This is a genomic window from Reyranella sp., from assembly GCF_004297265.1.
In the GTDB taxonomy this organism is placed as follows: domain Bacteria; phylum Pseudomonadota; class Alphaproteobacteria; order Reyranellales; family Reyranellaceae; genus Reyranella.
Window position 1 is genome coordinate 107834 of record NZ_SCUT01000010.1, and the last position, 18446, is coordinate 126279.

At 65.5% G+C, this 18446-nt stretch carries 21 protein-coding genes; 15 read left to right on the top strand and 6 right to left on the bottom strand.

Features of this window, described 5'->3' with window-relative positions; all coding sequences use genetic code 11:
• The first annotated feature begins 31 nt into the window (after positions 1-31).
• Positions 32-910 (top strand): TauD/TfdA family dioxygenase, encoded by an 879-nt coding sequence (locus EPO41_RS04235; RefSeq protein WP_296320890.1) that lies wholly within the window; start codon positions 32-34, stop codon positions 908-910.
• A gap of 60 nt (positions 911-970) precedes the next feature.
• Here the strand turns inward: EPO41_RS04235 and EPO41_RS04240 are convergent, their stop codons facing one another.
• Positions 971-2782, bottom strand: a complete 1812-nt coding sequence (locus EPO41_RS04240; RefSeq protein WP_296320893.1) for a radical SAM protein — start codon at positions 2780-2782, stop codon at positions 971-973.
• Positions 2783-3073: 291 nt separating this feature from the next.
• Between EPO41_RS04240 and EPO41_RS04245 the strand changes: the two genes are divergently transcribed.
• Both EPO41_RS04245 and EPO41_RS04250 read left to right on the top strand, forming a co-directional pair.
• Positions 3074-4324, top strand: a complete 1251-nt coding sequence (locus tag EPO41_RS04245) for an MFS transporter (protein WP_296320897.1) — start codon at positions 3074-3076, stop codon at positions 4322-4324.
• Between the two features lie 36 nt (positions 4325-4360).
• Entirely contained in the window at positions 4361-5464 is a 1104-nt protein-coding gene (locus EPO41_RS04250) for a lipid A deacylase LpxR family protein (protein ID WP_296320900.1), read from the top strand.
• A gap of 63 nt (positions 5465-5527) precedes the next feature.
• On the opposite strand, the gene EPO41_RS04255 is transcribed toward EPO41_RS04250, so the two are convergent.
• Entirely contained in the window at positions 5528-5683 is a 156-nt protein-coding gene (locus tag EPO41_RS04255; RefSeq protein ID WP_230552445.1) for a DUF3309 family protein, read from the bottom strand.
• Between the two features lie 12 nt (positions 5684-5695).
• Positions 5696-6292, bottom strand: coding sequence for a superoxide dismutase (locus EPO41_RS04260; protein WP_296320903.1), 597 nt, complete (start codon positions 6290-6292; stop codon positions 5696-5698).
• 297 nt (positions 6293-6589) lie between these two features.
• Here EPO41_RS04260 and bfr point away from each other — a divergent pair, with 297 nt between their 5' ends.
• On the top strand, positions 6590-7075 hold the full coding sequence (gene bfr / locus EPO41_RS04265; protein ID WP_296320906.1) for a bacterioferritin: 486 nt from the start codon (positions 6590-6592) through the stop codon (positions 7073-7075).
• Between the two features lie 17 nt (positions 7076-7092).
• Here the strand turns inward: bfr and EPO41_RS04270 are convergent, their stop codons facing one another.
• Entirely contained in the window at positions 7093-7296 is a 204-nt protein-coding gene (locus EPO41_RS04270; RefSeq protein WP_296320909.1) for a (2Fe-2S)-binding protein, read from the bottom strand.
• Positions 7297-7401: 105 nt separating this feature from the next.
• Positions 7402-9063: an adenylate/guanylate cyclase domain-containing protein gene (locus EPO41_RS04275; protein WP_296320912.1), complete on the bottom strand. Its 1662-nt coding sequence runs from the start codon at positions 9061-9063 to the stop codon at positions 7402-7404.
• Between the two features lie 87 nt (positions 9064-9150).
• On the opposite strand from EPO41_RS04275, the gene EPO41_RS04280 reads away from it, so the two are divergent.
• From EPO41_RS04280 to EPO41_RS04295, 4 genes are read left to right on the top strand one after another with little or no spacing between them, the layout of a single operon-like run.
• Positions 9151-9609, top strand: a complete 459-nt coding sequence (locus EPO41_RS04280) for a MaoC family dehydratase (RefSeq protein WP_296320914.1) — start codon at positions 9151-9153, stop codon at positions 9607-9609.
• Positions 9606-10451: a VOC family protein gene (locus EPO41_RS04285; protein WP_296320918.1), complete on the top strand. Its 846-nt coding sequence runs from the start codon at positions 9606-9608 to the stop codon at positions 10449-10451. Before EPO41_RS04280 ends, EPO41_RS04285 begins: the two co-directional genes overlap by 4 nt.
• Before the next feature lie 5 nt (positions 10452-10456).
• A complete protein-coding gene (locus EPO41_RS04290; protein WP_296320920.1) occupies positions 10457-10900 on the top strand; it encodes a thioesterase family protein in 444 nt (147 codons plus the stop codon).
• The gene (locus EPO41_RS04295) at positions 10897-11361 is read left to right on the top strand and encodes a PaaI family thioesterase (RefSeq protein WP_296320923.1); all 465 of its coding nucleotides are present in this window, start codon (positions 10897-10899) and stop codon (positions 11359-11361) included. The genes EPO41_RS04290 and EPO41_RS04295 overlap by 4 nt, the downstream gene beginning before the upstream one ends.
• Before the next feature lie 94 nt (positions 11362-11455).
• On the opposite strand, the gene EPO41_RS04300 is transcribed toward EPO41_RS04295, so the two are convergent.
• Complete coding sequence (locus EPO41_RS04300; RefSeq protein WP_296320925.1) at positions 11456-13039, bottom strand: hypothetical protein; 1584 nt, start codon at positions 13037-13039, stop codon at positions 11456-11458.
• A gap of 62 nt (positions 13040-13101) precedes the next feature.
• On the opposite strand from EPO41_RS04300, the gene EPO41_RS04305 reads away from it, so the two are divergent.
• The 7 genes from EPO41_RS04305 to EPO41_RS04335 all read left to right on the top strand — a co-directional run bounded on the left by EPO41_RS04305 (position 13102) and on the right by EPO41_RS04335 (position 18445).
• On the top strand, positions 13102-13842 hold the full coding sequence (locus EPO41_RS04305) for a class I SAM-dependent methyltransferase (protein ID WP_296320928.1): 741 nt from the start codon (positions 13102-13104) through the stop codon (positions 13840-13842).
• Entirely contained in the window at positions 13835-14887 is a 1053-nt protein-coding gene (locus tag EPO41_RS04310) for a glycosyltransferase family 2 protein (RefSeq protein ID WP_296320931.1), read from the top strand. Before EPO41_RS04305 ends, EPO41_RS04310 begins: the two co-directional genes overlap by 8 nt.
• Positions 14888-14890: 3 nt before the next feature.
• Positions 14891-15223, top strand: coding sequence for an EamA family transporter (locus EPO41_RS04315; protein WP_296320933.1), 333 nt, complete (start codon positions 14891-14893; stop codon positions 15221-15223).
• A gap of 13 nt (positions 15224-15236) precedes the next feature.
• On the top strand, positions 15237-16100 hold the full coding sequence (locus EPO41_RS04320) for a crotonase/enoyl-CoA hydratase family protein (protein ID WP_296320936.1): 864 nt from the start codon (positions 15237-15239) through the stop codon (positions 16098-16100).
• 13 nt (positions 16101-16113) lie between these two features.
• Complete coding sequence (locus EPO41_RS04325; protein WP_296320939.1) at positions 16114-16500, top strand: nuclear transport factor 2 family protein; 387 nt, start codon at positions 16114-16116, stop codon at positions 16498-16500.
• A 74-nt stretch (positions 16501-16574) separates the two neighbouring features.
• Positions 16575-17612 (top strand): ABC transporter substrate-binding protein, encoded by a 1038-nt coding sequence (locus EPO41_RS04330; RefSeq protein ID WP_296320941.1) that lies wholly within the window; start codon positions 16575-16577, stop codon positions 17610-17612.
• Positions 17613-17647: 35 nt separating this feature from the next.
• Complete coding sequence (locus EPO41_RS04335) at positions 17648-18445, top strand: ABC transporter ATP-binding protein (protein WP_296321173.1); 798 nt, start codon at positions 17648-17650, stop codon at positions 18443-18445.
• The last annotated feature ends 1 nt before the right edge of the window (position 18446 follow it).

The following is an 18446-nucleotide window of genomic DNA, read 5'->3' on the forward strand; positions in this document are numbered from 1 at the left end:
CGGCCATAAAGAAACCGCGAGGAGGAACGCGATGGAACTGGTCCCGCTGGCCGATGGCTTCGGCGTCGAGGTGAAGGGCGTCTCGCTGCTCGATGTCGCGACGGACGCCCAGGCCTACAAGGAAGTTCGCGCCGCCTTCGAAACGTATTCACTCCTAGTGTTCCGCGACCAGCAGATCGCCGACGACATCCAGGTCGCCTATAGCCGCGCCTTCGGGCCGCTGGAGCTCACCAAGGTCGCGTCGCTCGGCGCCAACAGCTTCTACTCGCGCCTGACCAATGTGGGCGAGAAGGGCGAGATCGTGCCGCCCGACCACCGCCAGGTGCTGGTCGCCAAGGCCAACGCGCTGTGGCACACGGATTCATCCTTCAAGAAGACGCCGGCGCTCGCCTCGGTGCTGACGGCGCGCGTACTGCCGGACGCCGGCGGCGAGACCGAATACACCTCGACGCGGCTCGCCTGGGAACGGCTGCCGGCCGACCTGCAGGAGAAGCTGAAGACGGCCGTGGCGACCCACTCCTATGCCAACAGCCGCGACCAGATCCATCCCGACCTCGCCAATGCCGAGGAGCGCAAGGCGCTGCCGCCGGTGCGCTGGCGGCTGAACTGGCGGAACCCGGTCAACGACCGCCGCGCTCTCTATGTCGCCAGCCACGCCTATGCGATCGACGGCATGGACGATCGCGACGCGCGCCAGCTTCTCGCGCAGCTCCTCGACGAGGCGACGCGACCGGAATTCGTCTACAGCCACAAATGGCGCCAGGGCGACGCGGTGATGTGGGACAACCGCGCCATGCTCCACCGCGGCCGCCCGTGGGACTACACGCGCGAACGCTCGATGGTGCGCACGACGATCTCGGCAACGGAAGCCGACGGGCTCAGCGAAGTGACGCCGCCAGTCGTTCACTAGGGCAGGGAAGGGGATTGGCGGCCCGGCCCGAGGGGCGCGCCGCCAAGTTCCAGACGCCGCCTACTCGGCGGCGGCGAGGCGCTGCTGGTTCTGCTGGGCCGCCACCTTGGCGCGGGCGAGGTCCTCGCCGCGCCGCTTGTTGACGGCCGCACCGCCGCCCGCCGTGTCAGCGAACAGCGACAGCTTGTCCATGTCGTCGTCCATCACCGGCTGCAGCGCGAGGTCGGTGTATTCCAGCCGCTTCGGGTCGTTCCTGACCATCCGGCCGATGCGGCGGCCCTCCAGGGTGAGACGCACGTAGATCTTCAGCTTGTGCCAGAAGTTCTTCGCCACCTTGTAGTGGAACACGCCGATCGGCTCGATCGGCAGGCCATGGCGCCGGTCGAGGCGGTACTTCATACGCACCGCGCCGCCTTCCAGCGGATGCACGCCCTCGGCCTCGAACATGATCTTGAACATGGTCATGAAGTGCGCGGGCTCGGCCGGGTCGCGGCCGGGGATCGCTCCGTGGCGCCGCGCCACCGTCTCGATATGCTCGGGCGTGTAGTACGACTTCCAGGCCTCGCGATAGACCTGCTCGAATTCCGCGTCGCTCATCTTCGGGTGATGCACGCAGCGATGATGGACGTCGTACTTGTTGAGGTCGGGGTCCATCCAGACGCCCTGCTTCCACAGGGTCTGGTGATCCTCGGAGCCGGGCAGCGGCGTCAGCATGAACAGCTCGAGGATGTCGAGCGGCAGCTCCTTCTTGATGATCTCCATGTCGCGCAGGATCGATTCGCGCGTGTCGCCCGGGAAGCCCAGGATGTAGCCGGCCCAGGTCGAGGCGCCGCTGGTGTGCCACGCCTGCAGCATCTTGCGGTACTCGGTGATCTTGTTCTGGCGCTTCTTGGCGGCCAGCAGATTGTCCGGGTTGACGTTCTCGAGGCCGATGAAGACGCGATAGACGCCGGCCCAGCGCGCCTTGGCGATGAAGTTTGGGATGCGATGGCACTGGGTGTCGACCTGGATGATCAGGGACAGCTGGATGCCCTCGTTCTCCTTCAGCTCGATGAGCCGGTCGAAGAAGCTTTCCCAGTGCTTGTTGCGGGCCATGTTGTCATCGGTGATGAAGAACCCGGTGATGCCCTGCTTGTAGTTCTCGCGGATGATCGCTTCGAGATCGTCGGCGGTACGGAAACGGCTCTTGCGGCCCTGCACATTGATGATGGTGCAGAACGAGCACTGGAACGGGCAGCCGCGGCCAAGATCGAAGCTCGACATGCCGCCTTCGTTGCGCGACAGCGCTGACGGCGGCAGGCTCGGGGTCGGTGCGCCCTCGAGGCCCGGCAGGTCGTCCATGTAGTTGTAGAGCGGCTTCATGGTGCCGTTCATGGCGTCGCGCAGCACGATGTCGAAGCGGCCTTCCTCGGCTTCGCCGGCGAACATGGAGACGCCCATGTCCATGGCTTCCTGGATCTCCGGCGGGATCACCGGCAGCATCGACAGGCAGCCCGACACATGGAAGCCGCCGATCGCCACCGGGAAGCGGCCCTTCAGGAACTTGCGGGCGAGGTCGACGGCGTGGGGGAACTGGTTGGTCTGGACGCCCACGAGGCAGATCAGCCCCTTGCCGCCGCTGCGCTCGATCTGGGCCATCAGCCGTTCGGGTCTGACCCGCGTGTTGGTCTCGTCGATCGGGTGGATGACGATTTCCACGTCCGGCCCGAGCACCTCCCGCGCGCGGCAATCCTCGCCGAGCCCGTACAGCGCGGCCAGGGTGTTCGAGGGAATGTGCGACCGAAGCCAAGTGATCGGATAGCCATCGTCATCGTAGTGAGTAGGCTTGATCAGAATGAGATGAAATTTCGTACGCTTCACGGCACCGCCCATTGCGGACTTCTCCAAGACATAACCCGCACGCGGTTCCAGCCCTATACCGCTTGACGGCATCCATTGTCACAATGCTCTGAGCCGGTCCCCAACGCAACCGGGAGCGACGCAAATTCACAGGTCGAATGCGCAATAGAACCACCAGAATTAGGGTTTTATAGGGCCAAGCCCAGCCATTAGTGCGGATGCGCCATTCCGAGGGGATTATTGCAGTCCGTGGCGTGAAAGCGCAGGTTCGATTCGACCCTGAAGCGCTCGATGAAAGGCGCAGGGGGAGGGAACGAACAAGAATTGAGTCTCATCGAGCGTGCGCCCGCCCTGGCGCCTTTCCGGATTCGGAGCTTCCGCTTCCAGTGGCCGGCCGACCTCCTCGCCTCCTGGGCGTTCGAGATGGAAGGGGTCATCCTCGGCTGGTTCGTGCTGGTCTCGACCGGTTCGGTTTTGGCGCTGGCGGTGTTCGGCTCGCTGCAGTTCCTTGGCACGCTGATCTCGCCGCTGTTCGGCATGGCGGGCGACCGGATCGGCAACCGTAACGTCCTTCTTCTCATGCGGACGGCTTACCTCCTCCTGGCAGCCTGCCTGACGGTCCTGTTCCTGACCGGCCTCGCAGCACCGGTACCGGTGTTCGTCCTGGCCACGATCATGGGGCTGGTGCGCCCCTCGGACATCACGCTGCGCAACCTGCTGGTCGGCGAGACCATGCCGGCCGACTACCTGATGCGTGCCATGGGCGTGTCGCGGACGACCGCCGATTCCGCCCGCATCGTCGGCGCGCTGTCGGGGGCGACCCTGGTCGCGGTGCTTGGCTCGGGACTGGCCTATGTGGTGGTCTGTGGCGTCTATGCCACCTGCTTGGCGCTGACGCTGGGCGTCGGCATCCGTCGCCTGCGCATTCTGGGCGAAACCGAGGCCAGGCCGACCGCGCTCGGTGCTCTGCGGCAGGGCTTCGTCTATGTCTGGTCGACGCCGGTCGTACGCGCGGTGATGCTGCTGGCCTTCCTCGTGAACTTCGCGGCCTATCCGCTGACCGGCTCGCTGCTCGCCTATGTGGCCAAGGATGTGTACGGCATGGAGCAGACCGGACTGGGCTGGCTCATCGCCTGCTTCGCCGGCGGCGCGCTCGCGGGCTCGATTCTGGTGTCGATGTACGGCGCCCATATCCGGCCGGCGCGCACCATGATCGTCTGCACGCTCCTCTGGCTGTCCTGCAACCTCGTCTTCTCCTGGCTCACGACGCCGCTTCTGGGCGAGATCGTCCTGTTCGTCGCGGGCTTCTTCCAGAGCTTCTGCATGATCCCGATGTCGGTGATCCTGCTCCGCGTCACCAATCCCGCGTTGCGGGGCTGCGTCATGGGGGTGCGCATGCTCGCGGTGTACGGCATGCCGCTCGGGCTGCTGATGTCGGGGCCGCTGGTCGAATGGACCGGCTTCACGGTGACGGGCTCTGTCTACAGCCTGCTGGGCATCGCCTTTACGCTGGTGATCGCCGTGTGGTGGCGCGCCGACCTGTGGAGCCGCGCGGCGCCGGTGAATGTGAGGTAGCCGCAACCTGCCGGCGGGCGTTGCGTTCCAGCGGGAATGCATCATCGCCTCGCCACGACCGTCGCTCTGGCGATGACCGTTCTTTTTGCCGCGTGCACCGGGGCCAGTGCCCAGTCCTCCGACGAGGGGAAGCCCGCGCCGCGGCCCTCGGCCACCGAGGACGAGCAACGCAGCATCTACACCTTCCAGGTGGAGAACGACGTGTTCAACCGGTTCGGTCGGTCGGACCGGGACTATACCAGCGGCGTCCGGATCGGATGGCTGTCGCCGGCCATAACGGAGATGCCCCATGGCATCGTCGCGATGACCACCATTCCGACGTTCCTGGGCGAGCCTGCAGCCGATTCGGTGATCCGTCGCATCGCCATCTCCGCCGGCCAGAACATCTATACACCCGAGGACACCTACGTTTCATATCCGATCTACGACGACCGGCCGTATGCTGCCTGGCTCTATGCGAGCTTTGCGCTGCAGTACACGTACAAGCGCCACGATCCCAGGACCGGCATCGACGAGCCGATGCGCCTCGACACGCTGCAGCTCGATCTCGGCGTGATCGGTCCGGCCGCGGGCGGCGAATTCGTGCAGAACAACTTCCATAACCTGATCGGTGTGTCGCCTGCCTACGGTTGGGGCAACCAGCTCCACAACGAACCGACGGTCGGCCTCACCTTCGAGCGGCGCTGGCGCACCGGTCGCGCCGTGCTGATCGACAATCCAAAGCTCGAGGTGGATTTCATCCCGCGCGCAGCAGTCGCCATCGGAAACGTCGCGACCTACGGCAGCGTGGGCGGCACGGCCCGCATCGGCAAGAACCTGCGGGACGATTTCGGGCCCACGCGCGCCCGGCCGGCCTTGCCTGGATCGGACGCCTTCATCGGCGACGGCAGCTTCGGCTGGTACCTGTTCGCGGGCTTCGACGGGCAGGCGGTGGCTCGCAACATATTCCTGGACGGCAACACCGACGGCTTCAGCCAGCGCGTTTCGCACCGGCCCTTCGTCGGCGAGGTGCAGGCGGGACTGGCCGTGCTTTGGCGCGGCATGAGGCTCTCCTACACGCAGGTCCTACGCACACCGGAATTCTTCGAGCGGGACCGCGTCACCCAGTTCGGTTCGATCAACCTGACCTTCCGATACTGAAACCCTCGCGGCCAAATAAAAGGGGCGCCCGAAGGCGCCCCCTTTGTCTGCGGCATGGGCCGGTTAAATGCGTCCCATCAACAGCAGGATGATGACGATGATGAGCACCAGTCCGATACCGCCGCTCGGGTAGTATCCCCAGCCGCTGCTGTGCGGCCAGGTCGGCAACGCCCCGATCAGGATGAGGATCAGGACGATCAGAAGAATGGTGCCCAGCATCTGTTGCTCTCCTTAGCCTAGGTTTTTCTCGGCAAACGACCAGTTCGCGAGCTTGTCGAGCCAGGCCTGGATGTGATCCGGCCGGCGGTTCTGGAAGTCGAGGTAGTAGGCGTGCTCCCACACGTCGGCGACGAGGAGCGGGGTACCGCCGTGGGCGATCGGGGTGTCGGCATTGGCGGTCGTCTCGATCTTGAGCTTGCCGTCGGCGCCCTTGACGAGCCAGGCCCAGCCGCTGCCGAACTGGCCGACGGCCGCCGCCTTGAAGGCCGCCTTGAAGGCATCGAGACCGCCGAAGCTGTCGTCGAGCGCGCTCTTGATCTTGCCGGTCGGCTCGCCGCCCTTGGGTGCCATGCTGTTCCAGTAGAAGGTATGGTTCCAGATCTGGCCGGCGTTGTTGAAGATCGCCTTGCCCTTCTCGTCCTTCGCCGACTTCTTGATGATGTCCTCGAGCGACAGGCCTTCGTACGCCGTGCCGGGGACGAGCTCGTTCAGCTTGTCGACGTAGGCCTTGTGATGCTTGCCGTAGTGGAAGGAAATGGTGTTGGCCGAAACGACCGGCGCGAGCGCGTCATCGGCATAGGGCAGTTTCGGAAGGGTGAAATTCGACATAACGCGAGTCCTCAAGCTGGCTGGCCCGGATCGACCCGGGCGGGCGGCGTCCGACATGAACGCACCTCACCTTATGACGTTGCGCGTTGCGATGGTGCTACGTTTTTTCCTGTAAAATCCTAAAGCCCCGATTCGCCGTGTGGGATCGGATTCGGCAAGTGGTTCTCACTTGCCGGGCCCAGAAAGCGCTTCGCGCGATTTTTTCAGCGAACGTTTCTCAGTCGCTCACTCTGTGGTTGCGTGCCCCGGATCGGTGAGTATTTGTGAGAACTGACTCATTCAAAGAGGAGGTTCGCCATGAAGGGCAACCCGCAGATCATCGCCGAACTCAACAAGCTCCTGAAGAACGAGCTGACGGCGATCAACCAGTATTTCCTCCACGCCCGCATGATGAAGCACTGGGGCTTCGATCGTCTCGGCAAGAAGATCTACGAGGAGTCGATCGGCGAGATGAAGCACGCCGACAAGCTCATCGAGCGCATCCTCATGCTCGACGGCCTGCCGAACTTGCAGGACCTGGGCCGGCTCGCGATCGGCGAGAACGTGCCGGAGGCGCTCGACGCCGACCTCAAGCTCGAGACCGCCGCGCGCACCGCGCTGGTCGAGGCGGTGACGGCCTGCGAGGCGGCGAAGGACTATGTCAGCCGCGAGATCGCCGTCGACATCCTCGAGGACGCCGAGGAACACATCGACTTCCTCGAGACGGAGATCGGCCTGATCGAGAAGGTGGGCGTGCAGAACTACCTGCAGAGCCAGATCGGCGAAGGGAAGGGCCCGAGCTGAAGGCTCGGGGGACCGGATCAGTCGGCAGCGAGAAGCGTCGGCTGGACCGAGCGCTCATGGGCGATCGCGTGGGCAATGCGATCGCGCATGTCGCAGGCACAGGTGCCGCACTGGGGGCTCTTGCCGCAGGCCCGGAAAACGTCGGCCGGACGCCGGGCGCCTGCCCGGACGGCGGCATCGACTTCACGCTCGCGAATGGCCTTGCAGATGCAGATATACATGCCTTGACGGCCGTTTCTTCCCGCTGTTGCGACTTACTCGCAGACGCAGGATAGGGGCAGGACCCCGCGTGGGTCAAGTCCTCGACGCCCTTCGCCGGACGGAACCTACTGCGGCGCCACCATGAACGGTCCGATGGCCGTGATGGCGCATTCGGAGCCGCCGGCATCGCGGCAGGCCTGCAGCGCCGTCGAGGTAGCGTCCTGCTCGCTCGACCGCTTGGTGGCGATGCCGACACGGCCGTTGGCGGCCAGCGCGACGGCGCGCCAACCATCGGCAATCAGGTACTGGTCCAGCGCCCTGGTCTGGGCGTTATCCAAGCCGCTCATATCCTGGGGGGTGAAGATGTCGGTGACGCGCATCGTCTGCGGCGTGCGTACCAGGACCTCGTTGTTGACCGCGTAGACGACGCAGGGCCGGCCCGTCAGGTGGCCGCAGATCTGCAGGTTGCGGCGGATCGCGTCGGCGTCGTTCTCGCTCGGCGTCCACCAGTCGAACCGATTGTGCCCCAGCACCAGGGCGCGGCTGTGCCTGTTGGTGAGGTAATGGGTGGTCAACCGCTCGCGGGCGGCCGGATTGAGCAGCGGCGCCGTCGCGGGATCCAGGGTGATCGGCGGCGACGGCTTCGTCGCGGGCACATAGGGCGGCGGCGGCATGGGCGGCGACCGGAACGACCAGACCACGTCGTTCTCGACGGCGTAGAGTGAGCATCGGTCGTAGGTCCGCACGATCGGCACGTCTCTCTCGACCTTCCTGTTGCAGTCTTCCAGGGCGACTCGGCGCGCGGTCGCCTCGTCGACCCGGTCGGTCGCCATCGCGAAGATGCCGCGTACGTTCAGCGCGAAGGCCTTGGCGCCGGGGGCATCGGCATAGTTCTGCAGGGCACGCCAGTGGAAGTCGGGAACGAAAGGAACGTCCCCGGCCGCAAAGCGACGAAGCGCGGAGGAGGATGGTACGGCAGCCGGGAGGGCCGCCGGCGCCGGAGACGTGTCCGGCGTCGTCGCGCGGGGCGTTGCCTGCGTGGCGACGGTCTCCGGTACGGGCGGGGTCGCAACCGGCAGGGCAGAAGTGGGTTCGGCAGTCTGCAGGGACGGCGGTGCCGAGGGATGGCGCAGATAGAAGGTCCCGGCGAGCGCACCCAGGACCAGGATCGCCACGACCCCGCCAACCAGGAGCAGGCGGGTACGCGGCATCGATCGCGCCACGGCCTGCGCAGGATGGGCGGCGGTGCCCGGCCGCTGGCCGTCGACCGTCAGGCGATAGGCATGGATGGGACGGGGGATGTTCTTGACGTGCTGCTCGCCGATATCCTCGGCGCCCAGCATCAACTTGCCGAGGATCTGGTCGTAGACGGACGAGGAGATGCAGATGCCGCCGGGCGCGGAGATCGACTCCAAGCGTACCGCCACGTTCACGGCGTCGCCCATCAGATCGTCGCCGCTCTCCACGACATCGCCCAGGTTGACGCCGATCCTCAGGACGAGCTGGCCGTCGGCCAGCGCGCCGGCGTTGGCCGAGCGCATGGCCTCCTGGATCTCGAGGGCGGCGCGGACGGCTTCGACCGGGCTCGCGAATTCCGCCAGCAGCCCGTCGCCGGTCATCTTGAAGACGCGTCCGCGATGCTGGCGCACGAGCGTGCCGGCCGAATCGAGGCGGGTGGCCAGCAGGGCCAGGGCATGTTCCTCATCGCGCGCCGACATGGCGCTGAATGCCACCACGTCGAGCGCGAGGATCGTGGTGAGCCGTCGGACGAGATTCGGATCGGTCATTGCGCGTTCGTTCCGGAGGGCAAGGTACCATAGCACGCGGCGGAGGACATGCTTGCGTGATTGCCCATGCTCTGCGAAGACCAAAATATGCAATCTGCAGAGCCCCGCTACTGGGAAGACTACGAAGTCGGCAGGAAGTACCCTCTCGGCTCGACCAGCTTCACGGCCGAGGAAATCGTCGAGTTTGCCGAGAAGTTCGATCCGCAGAGCTTTCATGTCGATGCCGAAGCCGCCAAATCCTCTCTTTTCGGGGGGCTTTGTGCGTCGGGTTGGCACGTCGCCGCCAAGCTGATGCGACTCTTCGTCGACAACTACGTCGACAAGCGCACGGCGCTGGGCTCTCCCGGCATCGATGAACTGCGCTGGCTGAAGCCCGTGCGTCCTGGCGATACGCTCACCGCCTGGGTCGAGTGCGCGGACAAGGTTCCATCCAAAAGCCGCCCGACCCTGGGTGTCATCCATGAGCACTGGACGGCGGTCAATCAGAACGGCGAACTGGTCATGACCTCCAGGGGGGTCAACATGGTGCGCAGGAGGCCGGTATGAAGCGTGCGGTGAAGGGGCTCGACCATGTGGTGGTCATGGTCGACGGCATCGACGCGGCCGAGGCGGCCTACAGGAAACTCGGCTTCCAGGTCCAGCCGCGCGGCTTTCACAAGAAGCTCGGCACGGCCAATCACCTGATGATCTTCGACACCGACTATTTCGAGATCCTGGGCATCGTCGAGGATACCGAAATCAATGCCGAGCGGCGCGAGTGGCTGAAGGGCGGTGGCGGGCTCGCCAACGTGGCGCTGGCGACCGACGGTGCCGACGTGGCCTTCGAGGCCTTCAAGGCGGCCGGTCTCAATCCCGATGCCCCGCTTTTCTTCGACCGCGCGGTCGAAGTGGCGGGAAAGACGGAACTCGCCAAGTTCCGCACGGTGCGCATCCCGAAGGACAACATGCCGGTCGTCGGCTTCTTCGTCTGCGAGCACCAGACGCCGGAATTCGTCTACCGGCCTGAATGGGCCGCCCATCCCAACGGCGCGCGCGGCATCCTGGGTGTCACGGTGATCGCCGAGCAGCCGGCCAAGTGGATCCCCGAGCTCGAAAAGTATTTCGGGGCGGGTTCCGTCAAGCGCGAGGGCGAGGGGCTGGTGGTCGATACAGGAACGCAGCCGATCCGCTACATGACGCCCAAGGACTATGCCGTGCGCTATCCCGGCATCACGCCGGTGCGGTCGGGCGACCATCCTGCGCTGCTTACCATCCGCGTCGAGAACCTCGCGGCCTGCGAGATTCTCCTGAAGAAGAACGGCGTCAAATTCACGAAGCCCGACTCCGGCCGCCTGGTGGTGCCGCCGTCGGAGGCCGCGCATCTCACCCTGGAATTCTCGGAGCTCTAGTCTTCATGGCGTTCGATCTCGCCGACCGCGGCATCTACGGCTTCTCGACCACCGAAAACCTGCGCTTCGCCGACGTCGACGCCAACGGGCACATCAACAACGGCGCTTTCCTCGAGCTGCTCGAGAATGTGCGCGTCTGCTATCTGCGTGGCATCGTGCGGACGGGTCTGCCGCGTTTCCGGCTGGTCATCGGCCGCATCGAGGCCGACTTCAAGCGCCAGATGTTCTATCCCGGGACCGCCGTCGCCTGTGCCCGCCTGATCGAGGCGCATGACCGCAAGTGCGTGATCGGCCAGGGCCTGTTCGACGGCGAGGGCAACTGCACGGCCGTGCAGAAGGTGATCATGGTGTCGCTGAACGAGGAGACGCACCGCGCCACGCCCTTCGATCCGGCGGTGCGCGCCATGCTCGACCGTCTCGCAGCCTCCAGGGACGGGCTCGATCCATGACCGCTTCGATACCGGAAGGCTTCCGTAAGCTCGACGTCACCGACGACTTCGTCGGGTTGGTGGGACCGCTCTGGTTCAAGGCGGAAGGGGATGGTCTCAGGATCGGCCTGCCACTGGAGAAGCGGCACGGCAATCCGATGGGCTGGGCCCATGGCGGGCTGCTGGTCACGGTCGCCGACATGGTGATGGGCGTTGGTTCGGGTTTCTCGACCGGCATGTTCTGGCCGCATCCCACGATCTCGCTAACCAGCGAGTTCGTGCGCGGCGCCAGACTGGGACAGTGGCTCGAAGGCAAGGCGCGCATCGCCCGCCGTACCCTCAACTTCTGCTTCGCAAGCTGCGATCTCGTGTGCGGGGGCGAGATCGTGCTGGTGGCGTCGGGCGTTTTCAAGGTGCCCGATCCGGAGAAGATCCCCGAAACGGCGCGTGCCGCGGCGCTGTCGCCGCCGTGGAAGGCCTGAGCCTCCTGTCATCCCGAGCGAAGCGAAGGATCTCACGTCCGCCAGGGAGTACTTCGGTCGTTCCGTCAGGTCCTTCGCTTCGCCAAGGGCGACATTATTTCTTCAGCTTCTTCCGCCGGTAGATCCGGTAGCGGTCGAAATCCATCAGGTGTTCGTAGTTCTCGAAGGCGTCGGCGAACACCCGGTTCTGCAGGAAGTATTCGAGATAGTCGAACTCCTTGCCCTGGCAGCGCGGCACGCCGGCGATCCGGTCGACGATCAGCAGGTCGGGATGCTCGCGGGCGAAGTCCTCGCTCACCGTATCGAACACGAACTTCTCGGAGTCGCCCATCGTGTCGGGCGGATTGTAGAGGGCAGGGAAGTCGTCGCAGGTCGCGTAGACGCCCTGCAGCACCCACATCGTCAGGAACCGCGTCGTCATGCGGCCGCCGATATAATTGATCATCGGCCAGAACGGGTAGATGCCCGGTGACAGGACGAGGATTGTCCGGTGCGGCGCGTTCTGCTCGATGATGTGCTGCAGCCGGCCACCGATGGATGCCTCGAACTGGCGCTGCTTGTAGAAGGGTGGCGTGTAGAGAGCGGCCTGGAAGTAGAGCAGCACCATGAAGGTGGCGCAGATCACCGCCACCGGCAGGCGGTGGGCGCTGCGGCTGATCGGCAGGTAGCGGTCGACGGTCTGCGAGACGGTGAGCGCCGCGAGCAGGATCGCGGCCGAAAGCGCCGGCAGCACGTGATAGGGCCAGCCCTTGGCCTGGCCGATGGCCGAGAGGGCGGCGCCCACGCCGAACACCACGAGGACGCGTGCGGCGATGGTCTTGGTGAAGACGATGGCCAGCAGGCCGAAGATCGCCAGCGCCAGCAGGGTGGGGCCGAGAACGTTGCTGGTCAGCACCTCGCGCCAGCCCGAATCGCCGATCGGCGCATAGGCCTCGACCGCCAGCGGCAGCACGAAATGGCCGAACTCGGGGAACACCAGGTACATCAGAGCGAGGTGCGCCACCGCGAGCAGGCCGATCGCCCAGGGGATGGGATCTGTGAAGGTCGGGCGCACGCCGCGCCGGACCAGCAGGTAGAGTTCGACCGCGGCCGGGATGGCGAGATAGTGCGGCTTCATGGCCAGCGCCACACCGGCCACGAGGCCCACCATGACAGAGGCGAAGCGCGACGGGTTCACGCCCTCGGCGCGCGCCATCGAGGCGACCAGGTAGGGCGCGCAGGCCACGAACATGATGTGTTCGCGCTGGCCGAAATGCTCGTTGGGCAGCACCGTGAACAGGAACAGCAGCACCGGCGGCAGCAGCGCCTCGGTGAGCGCGTGATCGGCCGAGGGCACGAGATGGATCAGCCGCCGGCAGGCCCAGAACGAGGCAAAGATGCCTGCCACGACCCAGGTCGTGAACCAGAATGCCACTGTTCCAGGCAGCAGCTTTGCCGTCAGCACGGGCAGTCCGTGCACGATGAAGGTAAGCGGCAGGTTCTCGTCGAGCACCTCGACATAGAGCTTCTCGCCGCCGATCCAGCGCGTCGACACGTCGAGGATGGCGGCGACATCGTGGTTGATAGGTGGAAAGAAGTATCCGGCGAGCCAGAGGATCGGCAGCGCGAACAGCGGGACCAGCAGGAGCTGCTCGACACGCGGCGGGATCGTCGGAGGTTTGGTCTGAACGGTTGGCAAGGCGGGGCGAAGATATCATAAGCGGACGGGAAGAGGAGACTTCCCGGGAGAGAGGCCGCTTCGTGGAACGGGCCGAATACGAGCTTATGCATGCGGTCGAAGATCGCATGTGGTGGTATCGCGGCCTGCGGAGGCTGGTGACAGACCAGCTTGCCCGGGCGCTGTCGCGGTCCAGGGCCGGCGGCCCGGTCCTCGATGCTGGATGCGGCACTGGCGGCATGCTGCGCGTGTTGGGCCCGGACGTCGCCGGCCGGCCGACCATCGGCCTTGAATACGATCCCGTAGCCGCCGGCATGGCGAAATCGAAGGCCGGGCGGCCCGTCCTGTCGGGCTCGGTCAATGAAATGCCGCTCGGAGACGGAACCTTGGGCGGCTATGTCTCGCTGGATGTCCTGTGTCACGCCAATGTGGAACCCGCGCGCGCCCTGAAAGAGGCGCATCGTTGCCTCGGGCCAGGCGCGATCGCGGTCTTCAATCTACCGGCCTATTCCTGGATGCTGTCGGCGCACGACAGGCGCGTCCACAATGCCCGCCGCTTCACCCGCGGCGAGGCGCGCGCCCTGATCGCCGCACCGGGCTTCCGTATCCTCCGGGCGAGCTATTGGAACACGCTCCTCTTTCCCCTGATGCTCCTCCACCGGCTGGTCGAGCGCGACGACGCGGAGAGCGATGTGCGCGACTATCCGCGCTGGCTCGACACCATCTTCTCCACTGCGCTCGCCATCGAGCGCGCCGCCATCGGCGCCGGGCTCAGCCTGCCGTTCGGCGGTTCCCTCATGATCGTGGCGGTGCGTGATGCTTGAGACTTTGGGTAATGCGCCGGCTCTTTCGATCGTCGTGCCGGTTTACAACGGTGCGGCGACGGTCGGCGAACTGGTGAAGGCGCTCCGCGCGCTGGAGATCGAGGGCGGGCTGGAGATCGTCCTGGTGGTCGACGGCAGTCCCGACAATAGCCTCGATGTCTGCAAGCAGCTCGCGGCCGAACCCGGGGCGCCGGTGACGGTGCTGAGCCTCAGCCGCAATTTCGGCGAGCACAACGCGGTCATGGCGGGCTTCGCGCGGGCGCGCGGCGCATACACGATCACCATGGACGACGACCTGCAAAACCCGCCCGAGGAAGTCCGTCGCCTGTTCGAGCATGCGCGCGACGGCAACTATGATGCAGTCTACACCTACTACGAAGAGAAGAAGCACGCCGCCTGGCGCAATCTCGGCAGCCGCTTCACCAACTGGTGCGCCGACAAGCTGATCGACAAGCCGCCCGGCCTCTACCTCTCGAGCTTCCGCTGCGTTTCGAGCTTCCTGCGCCAGCGGGTGGTGTCGAGTTACGAGGGGCCGGCGCCCTATGTCGACGGCCTGATCTTCCAGATCACCCAGAACGTGAGCCGCCTGCAGGTCAATCACCTGCCGCGCGCGGAAGGGCGCTCGAACTACACGCTGCGCCGCCTGCTGCGCCTGTGGCTGGCGATGTTCCTGAATTTCTCGGTCATGCCGCTCCGTATTGCGACGATCCTCGGCCTCGTGTTCGGCGCGCTGGGTGCCCTCGCTGCCGGCATTACGATCGTCGAGGCGATCGTCTCCGACAAGCCGCCGCAGGGCTGGGCCTCGCTGATGGTCGCGGTGCTGGTGCTGGCGGGAGTGCAGCTGCTCGTGATCGGCATGATCGGAGAGTATCTCGGCAGCATGTTCCTGGCCGTGAACCGCAAGCCGCAATACCTCGTGCGGGAAGTGTTCCGCCGCGGTCCTGGAGACGGGGGGCTCGACATCGAGCGGCCGAAGGTCGATACGCGGGCGGCCGGCCAGCCGCATCGCGAGCCGTCGCACGAGCAGGACCGCAGGGAGAGCTGAAGGATGACGATCTACTACGTGGCGCTGGGGATCGGGATACTGACCGGCATCGGCGGCCAGATGCTGCTCAAGGCGGGTGCCGATGCGCCGGACTTCGTAAGCCAGCTCTTCCGCCCCTCCACCATCATGGGGCTGGCGCTCTACGGGTCCGCCGCGTTCCTTTACATCGTCGCGCTGCGCAAAATTCCGGTTTCTGTCGCCTTTCCCAGCGTGTCGCTCTCCTATGCGATCGTTGCAGTGCTCGGGCACTTCCTTTTCGGCGAGGCCTTCGGCATCAAGCAGATCGGCGGCATCGCGCTGATCGTGGGCGGCGTCGTTCTCATCAACCAGACCTGAGAGGGACGTCCCCGTGAACTACGAGCAGATCAAATACGAGACCAGGGAAGGGATCCTCACCATCACCCTGAACCGCCCCGACAAGCTCAATGCCTTCACCGGCAAGATGCTGTCGGAACTGCTCGACGCGATGGACCGCGCCGACCGCGACGACGATGTGCGAGCGGTCGTATTCACCGGCGCGGGCCGCGGCTTCTGTGCAGGAGCCGACCTGTCGGGCGGCGCCAATACCTTCAATGCCGAGAATCGCGGGCCGGTCGATCCCGGCCTCGACGGTCATCGCGATGGTGGCGGTCTGTTCACCCTGCGTCTCTACGAATCGCTGAAGCCCACCATTGCCGCCTGCAACGGCCCGGCGGTCGGCGTTGGCATCACCATGCAGCTCGCCATGGACATCCGCCTCGCGTCCGAGGCGGCGCGCTACGGTTTCGTCTTCACCCGCCGCGCCATCGTGATGGAGGCCTGCTCAAGCTGGTTCCTGCCGCGCCTCGTCGGGCCGCAGCAGGCGCTGGAATGGGTGATGACCGGCCGCGTCTTTTCGGCCGAGGAGGCGCTGAACGGCCGTCTCGTGCGCTCGATCCACAAGGCCGACGATCTCCTGCCGGCCGCCTATGCGCTGGCCCGCGAGATCGCCGACAACACCGCGCCGGTCTCGGTCGCGCTGAACCGGCAGATGATCTGGAAGATGCTGGGCGCGGATCATCCGATGGAAGCGCACAAGGTCGATTCCAAGGGCATCTACTCGCGCGGCAAGTCTGAAGACGTAAAGGAAGGCGTGACCGCCTTCCTCGAGAAGCGCCCGGCCCGCTTCCCCATGAAGGTGAGCGACGGTATGCCGTCCTACTTCCCGTGGTGGCAGGAGCGTAAGTTCAAGTAGGCGGGAGCCTCCCGTGGACGAGCGGCTCGAGCGCAACAAGCGGACGGTCAGGGAATTTTATGACCTGATGTTCAATCAGTGTCGTCCGCGCGAGGCGGTCGAGCGCTATGTCGGTGCCGACTACATCCAGCACAATCCCGGGGTCGCGAGCGGCAAGCAGGGCTTCATCGCCTATTTCGAGGAAGCCGCTCGTGAATACCCCGGCAAGCGCGTCGAATTCAGGCGGGTAATTGCCGAAGGCAATCTCGTCGTTCTGCACTGCCGTCAGGACTGGCCCGGCGATCACGTCTGGGCAGGCATCGACATCTTCCGCCTGGATGACGAGGGCAAGATCGTCGAGCATTGGGACGTGTTGCAGATCGTGCCGGAAAAGGCCGCGAATCCGAACGGGATGTTTTGACGTTCGCTCCGGATCGGTTGCCGCAACGGTTGGCTTGCGGCAAGCTGCCGGAAAACAAACCTGTCGCGGAGGAAATGATGACCAAGCTGCAGATGCGGCGCCGGACCTTGCTGGCGGCCGCCCCGATCGTACTGGCGGCGCCCCATGTCGCGCGGGCCCAGACCAAGCCCGAGAAGAGCAAGGTCATCCTGGCTGTCGGCGGCAAGTCCGCCCTCTATTACCTTTCGCTGACCATCGCTGAGCGCAAGGGCTTCTTCAAGGAAGCCGGCCTCGACGTCGAGATCAACGACTTCCAGGGCGGCGCCAAGTCGCTGCAGGCCCTGATGGGCGGCAGTGCCGACGTGGTCGCCGGCGCCTACGAGCACACGATCCGCATGCAGCAGCGTGGCCAGCCCATCGTCGGCTTCGCCTTGATTGGCCGCGGCATGCAGCTTGCGATCGGTCTGCGCACGGATGTCGCCGCCAAGGTCAAGGGACCGGCCGACATCAAGGGCATGAAGTTCGGCGTCACGGCGCCCGGCTCCCAGACGCACATGCTGGTCAACAACTGGGCCGCCAAGGGTGGGCTGAAGCCGACGGATATCGTGGCAATCGGCGTCGGCGCCGGCGCATCCGTGGTCGCGGCCATCGAGAAGGGCGAGGTCGATGGCGTGTCCCAGGCGGATCCCGCGCTGACGATCCTGCAGGAGAAGGGCGCGATCAAGATCATGGTCGATACCCGCACGATGAAGGGGAACCAGGAACTGTTCGGCGGCTCGATGCCGGCGGCCTGCCTCTATGCCCAGCCCGATCTTCTCAAGAAGACGCCGGGAACGGCGCAGGCTCTTGCGAGCGGCATCGTGCGGGCGGATCAGTGGCTGCAGACGGCCAGCCCGGCCGACGTGGCGGCAACCGTGCCGGAAGCCTTCCTGCTGGGCGACCGCGCGATCTACGAGAAGGCCTTCGCCAACGTGCGCGACACCATCTCGCCGGACGGCGTCATGCCTTCGGACGGCCCGGCCAACTGCCTCAAGTTCCTGGCCGAGGGTGACCCCAAGATCGAGCCGGCCAAGATCAAGCTCGCCGACACCTGGACCAACGAGTTCGCCCAGCGGGCCGGCAAGCGCAGCTAACCGGCGTGAATACCAATGGTGTGCCGGCGCTGCGGCTGGCAAACGTCACTTGTCGCTTCGCGGACCGTGACGGAAGGGGCGAGGGCTATACGGCCGTTGCCGACACGACGCTGACGATCGAAGCGGGGGAGTTCGTCTCCGTCGTCGGTCCGACCGGCTGCGGCAAGTCGACCCTGCTGAACGTTGCGGCCGGGCTGCTCGATCCCTCGGCTGGGTCGGTAGAGGTTTTCGGCCAGCGCCTCCACGCGGCGGACGGCGTGAACCGCCGCGCGGGCTATATGTTCCAGGCCGACGCGCTGATGCCTTGGCGGACCGGGTTCGACAATGTCGTGGCGGGTCTCGAGTTCCGCGGTATGTCGCGCAGCGAGGCGAGGGTGCAGGGCGAGGAGTGGTTGCGCCGGGTCGGTCTTGCGGGCTTCGGCGACCGTTATCCGCACCAGATGTCGGGCGGCATGCGCAAGCGACTGGCCCTGGCCCAGACCCTGATCCTGAGCCCCGACATCCTGCTCATGGACGAGCCTTTCTCCGCGCTCGACGTCCAGACCCGCCAGCTCATGGAGAACGAGCTGCTCGACCTCTGGGCGCAGGACCGCAAGTCGGTGCTGTTCATCACGCATGACCTCGAGGAGGCGATCGCGTTGTCCGATCGCGTGGTCGTGCTCTCGGCCGGCCCGGCGACACGGCCAATCGGCGACTTCAAGGTGGATCTGCCGCGTCCACGCGACGTGCAGGAGATCCGCATGACGCCGGCGTTCCTCGCGCTCCATCGCGAGATCTGGGGCGCCATGAAGGAGGAGGTCCTGAAGGCCTATCAACGCCAGAAGGTGGGCTGAG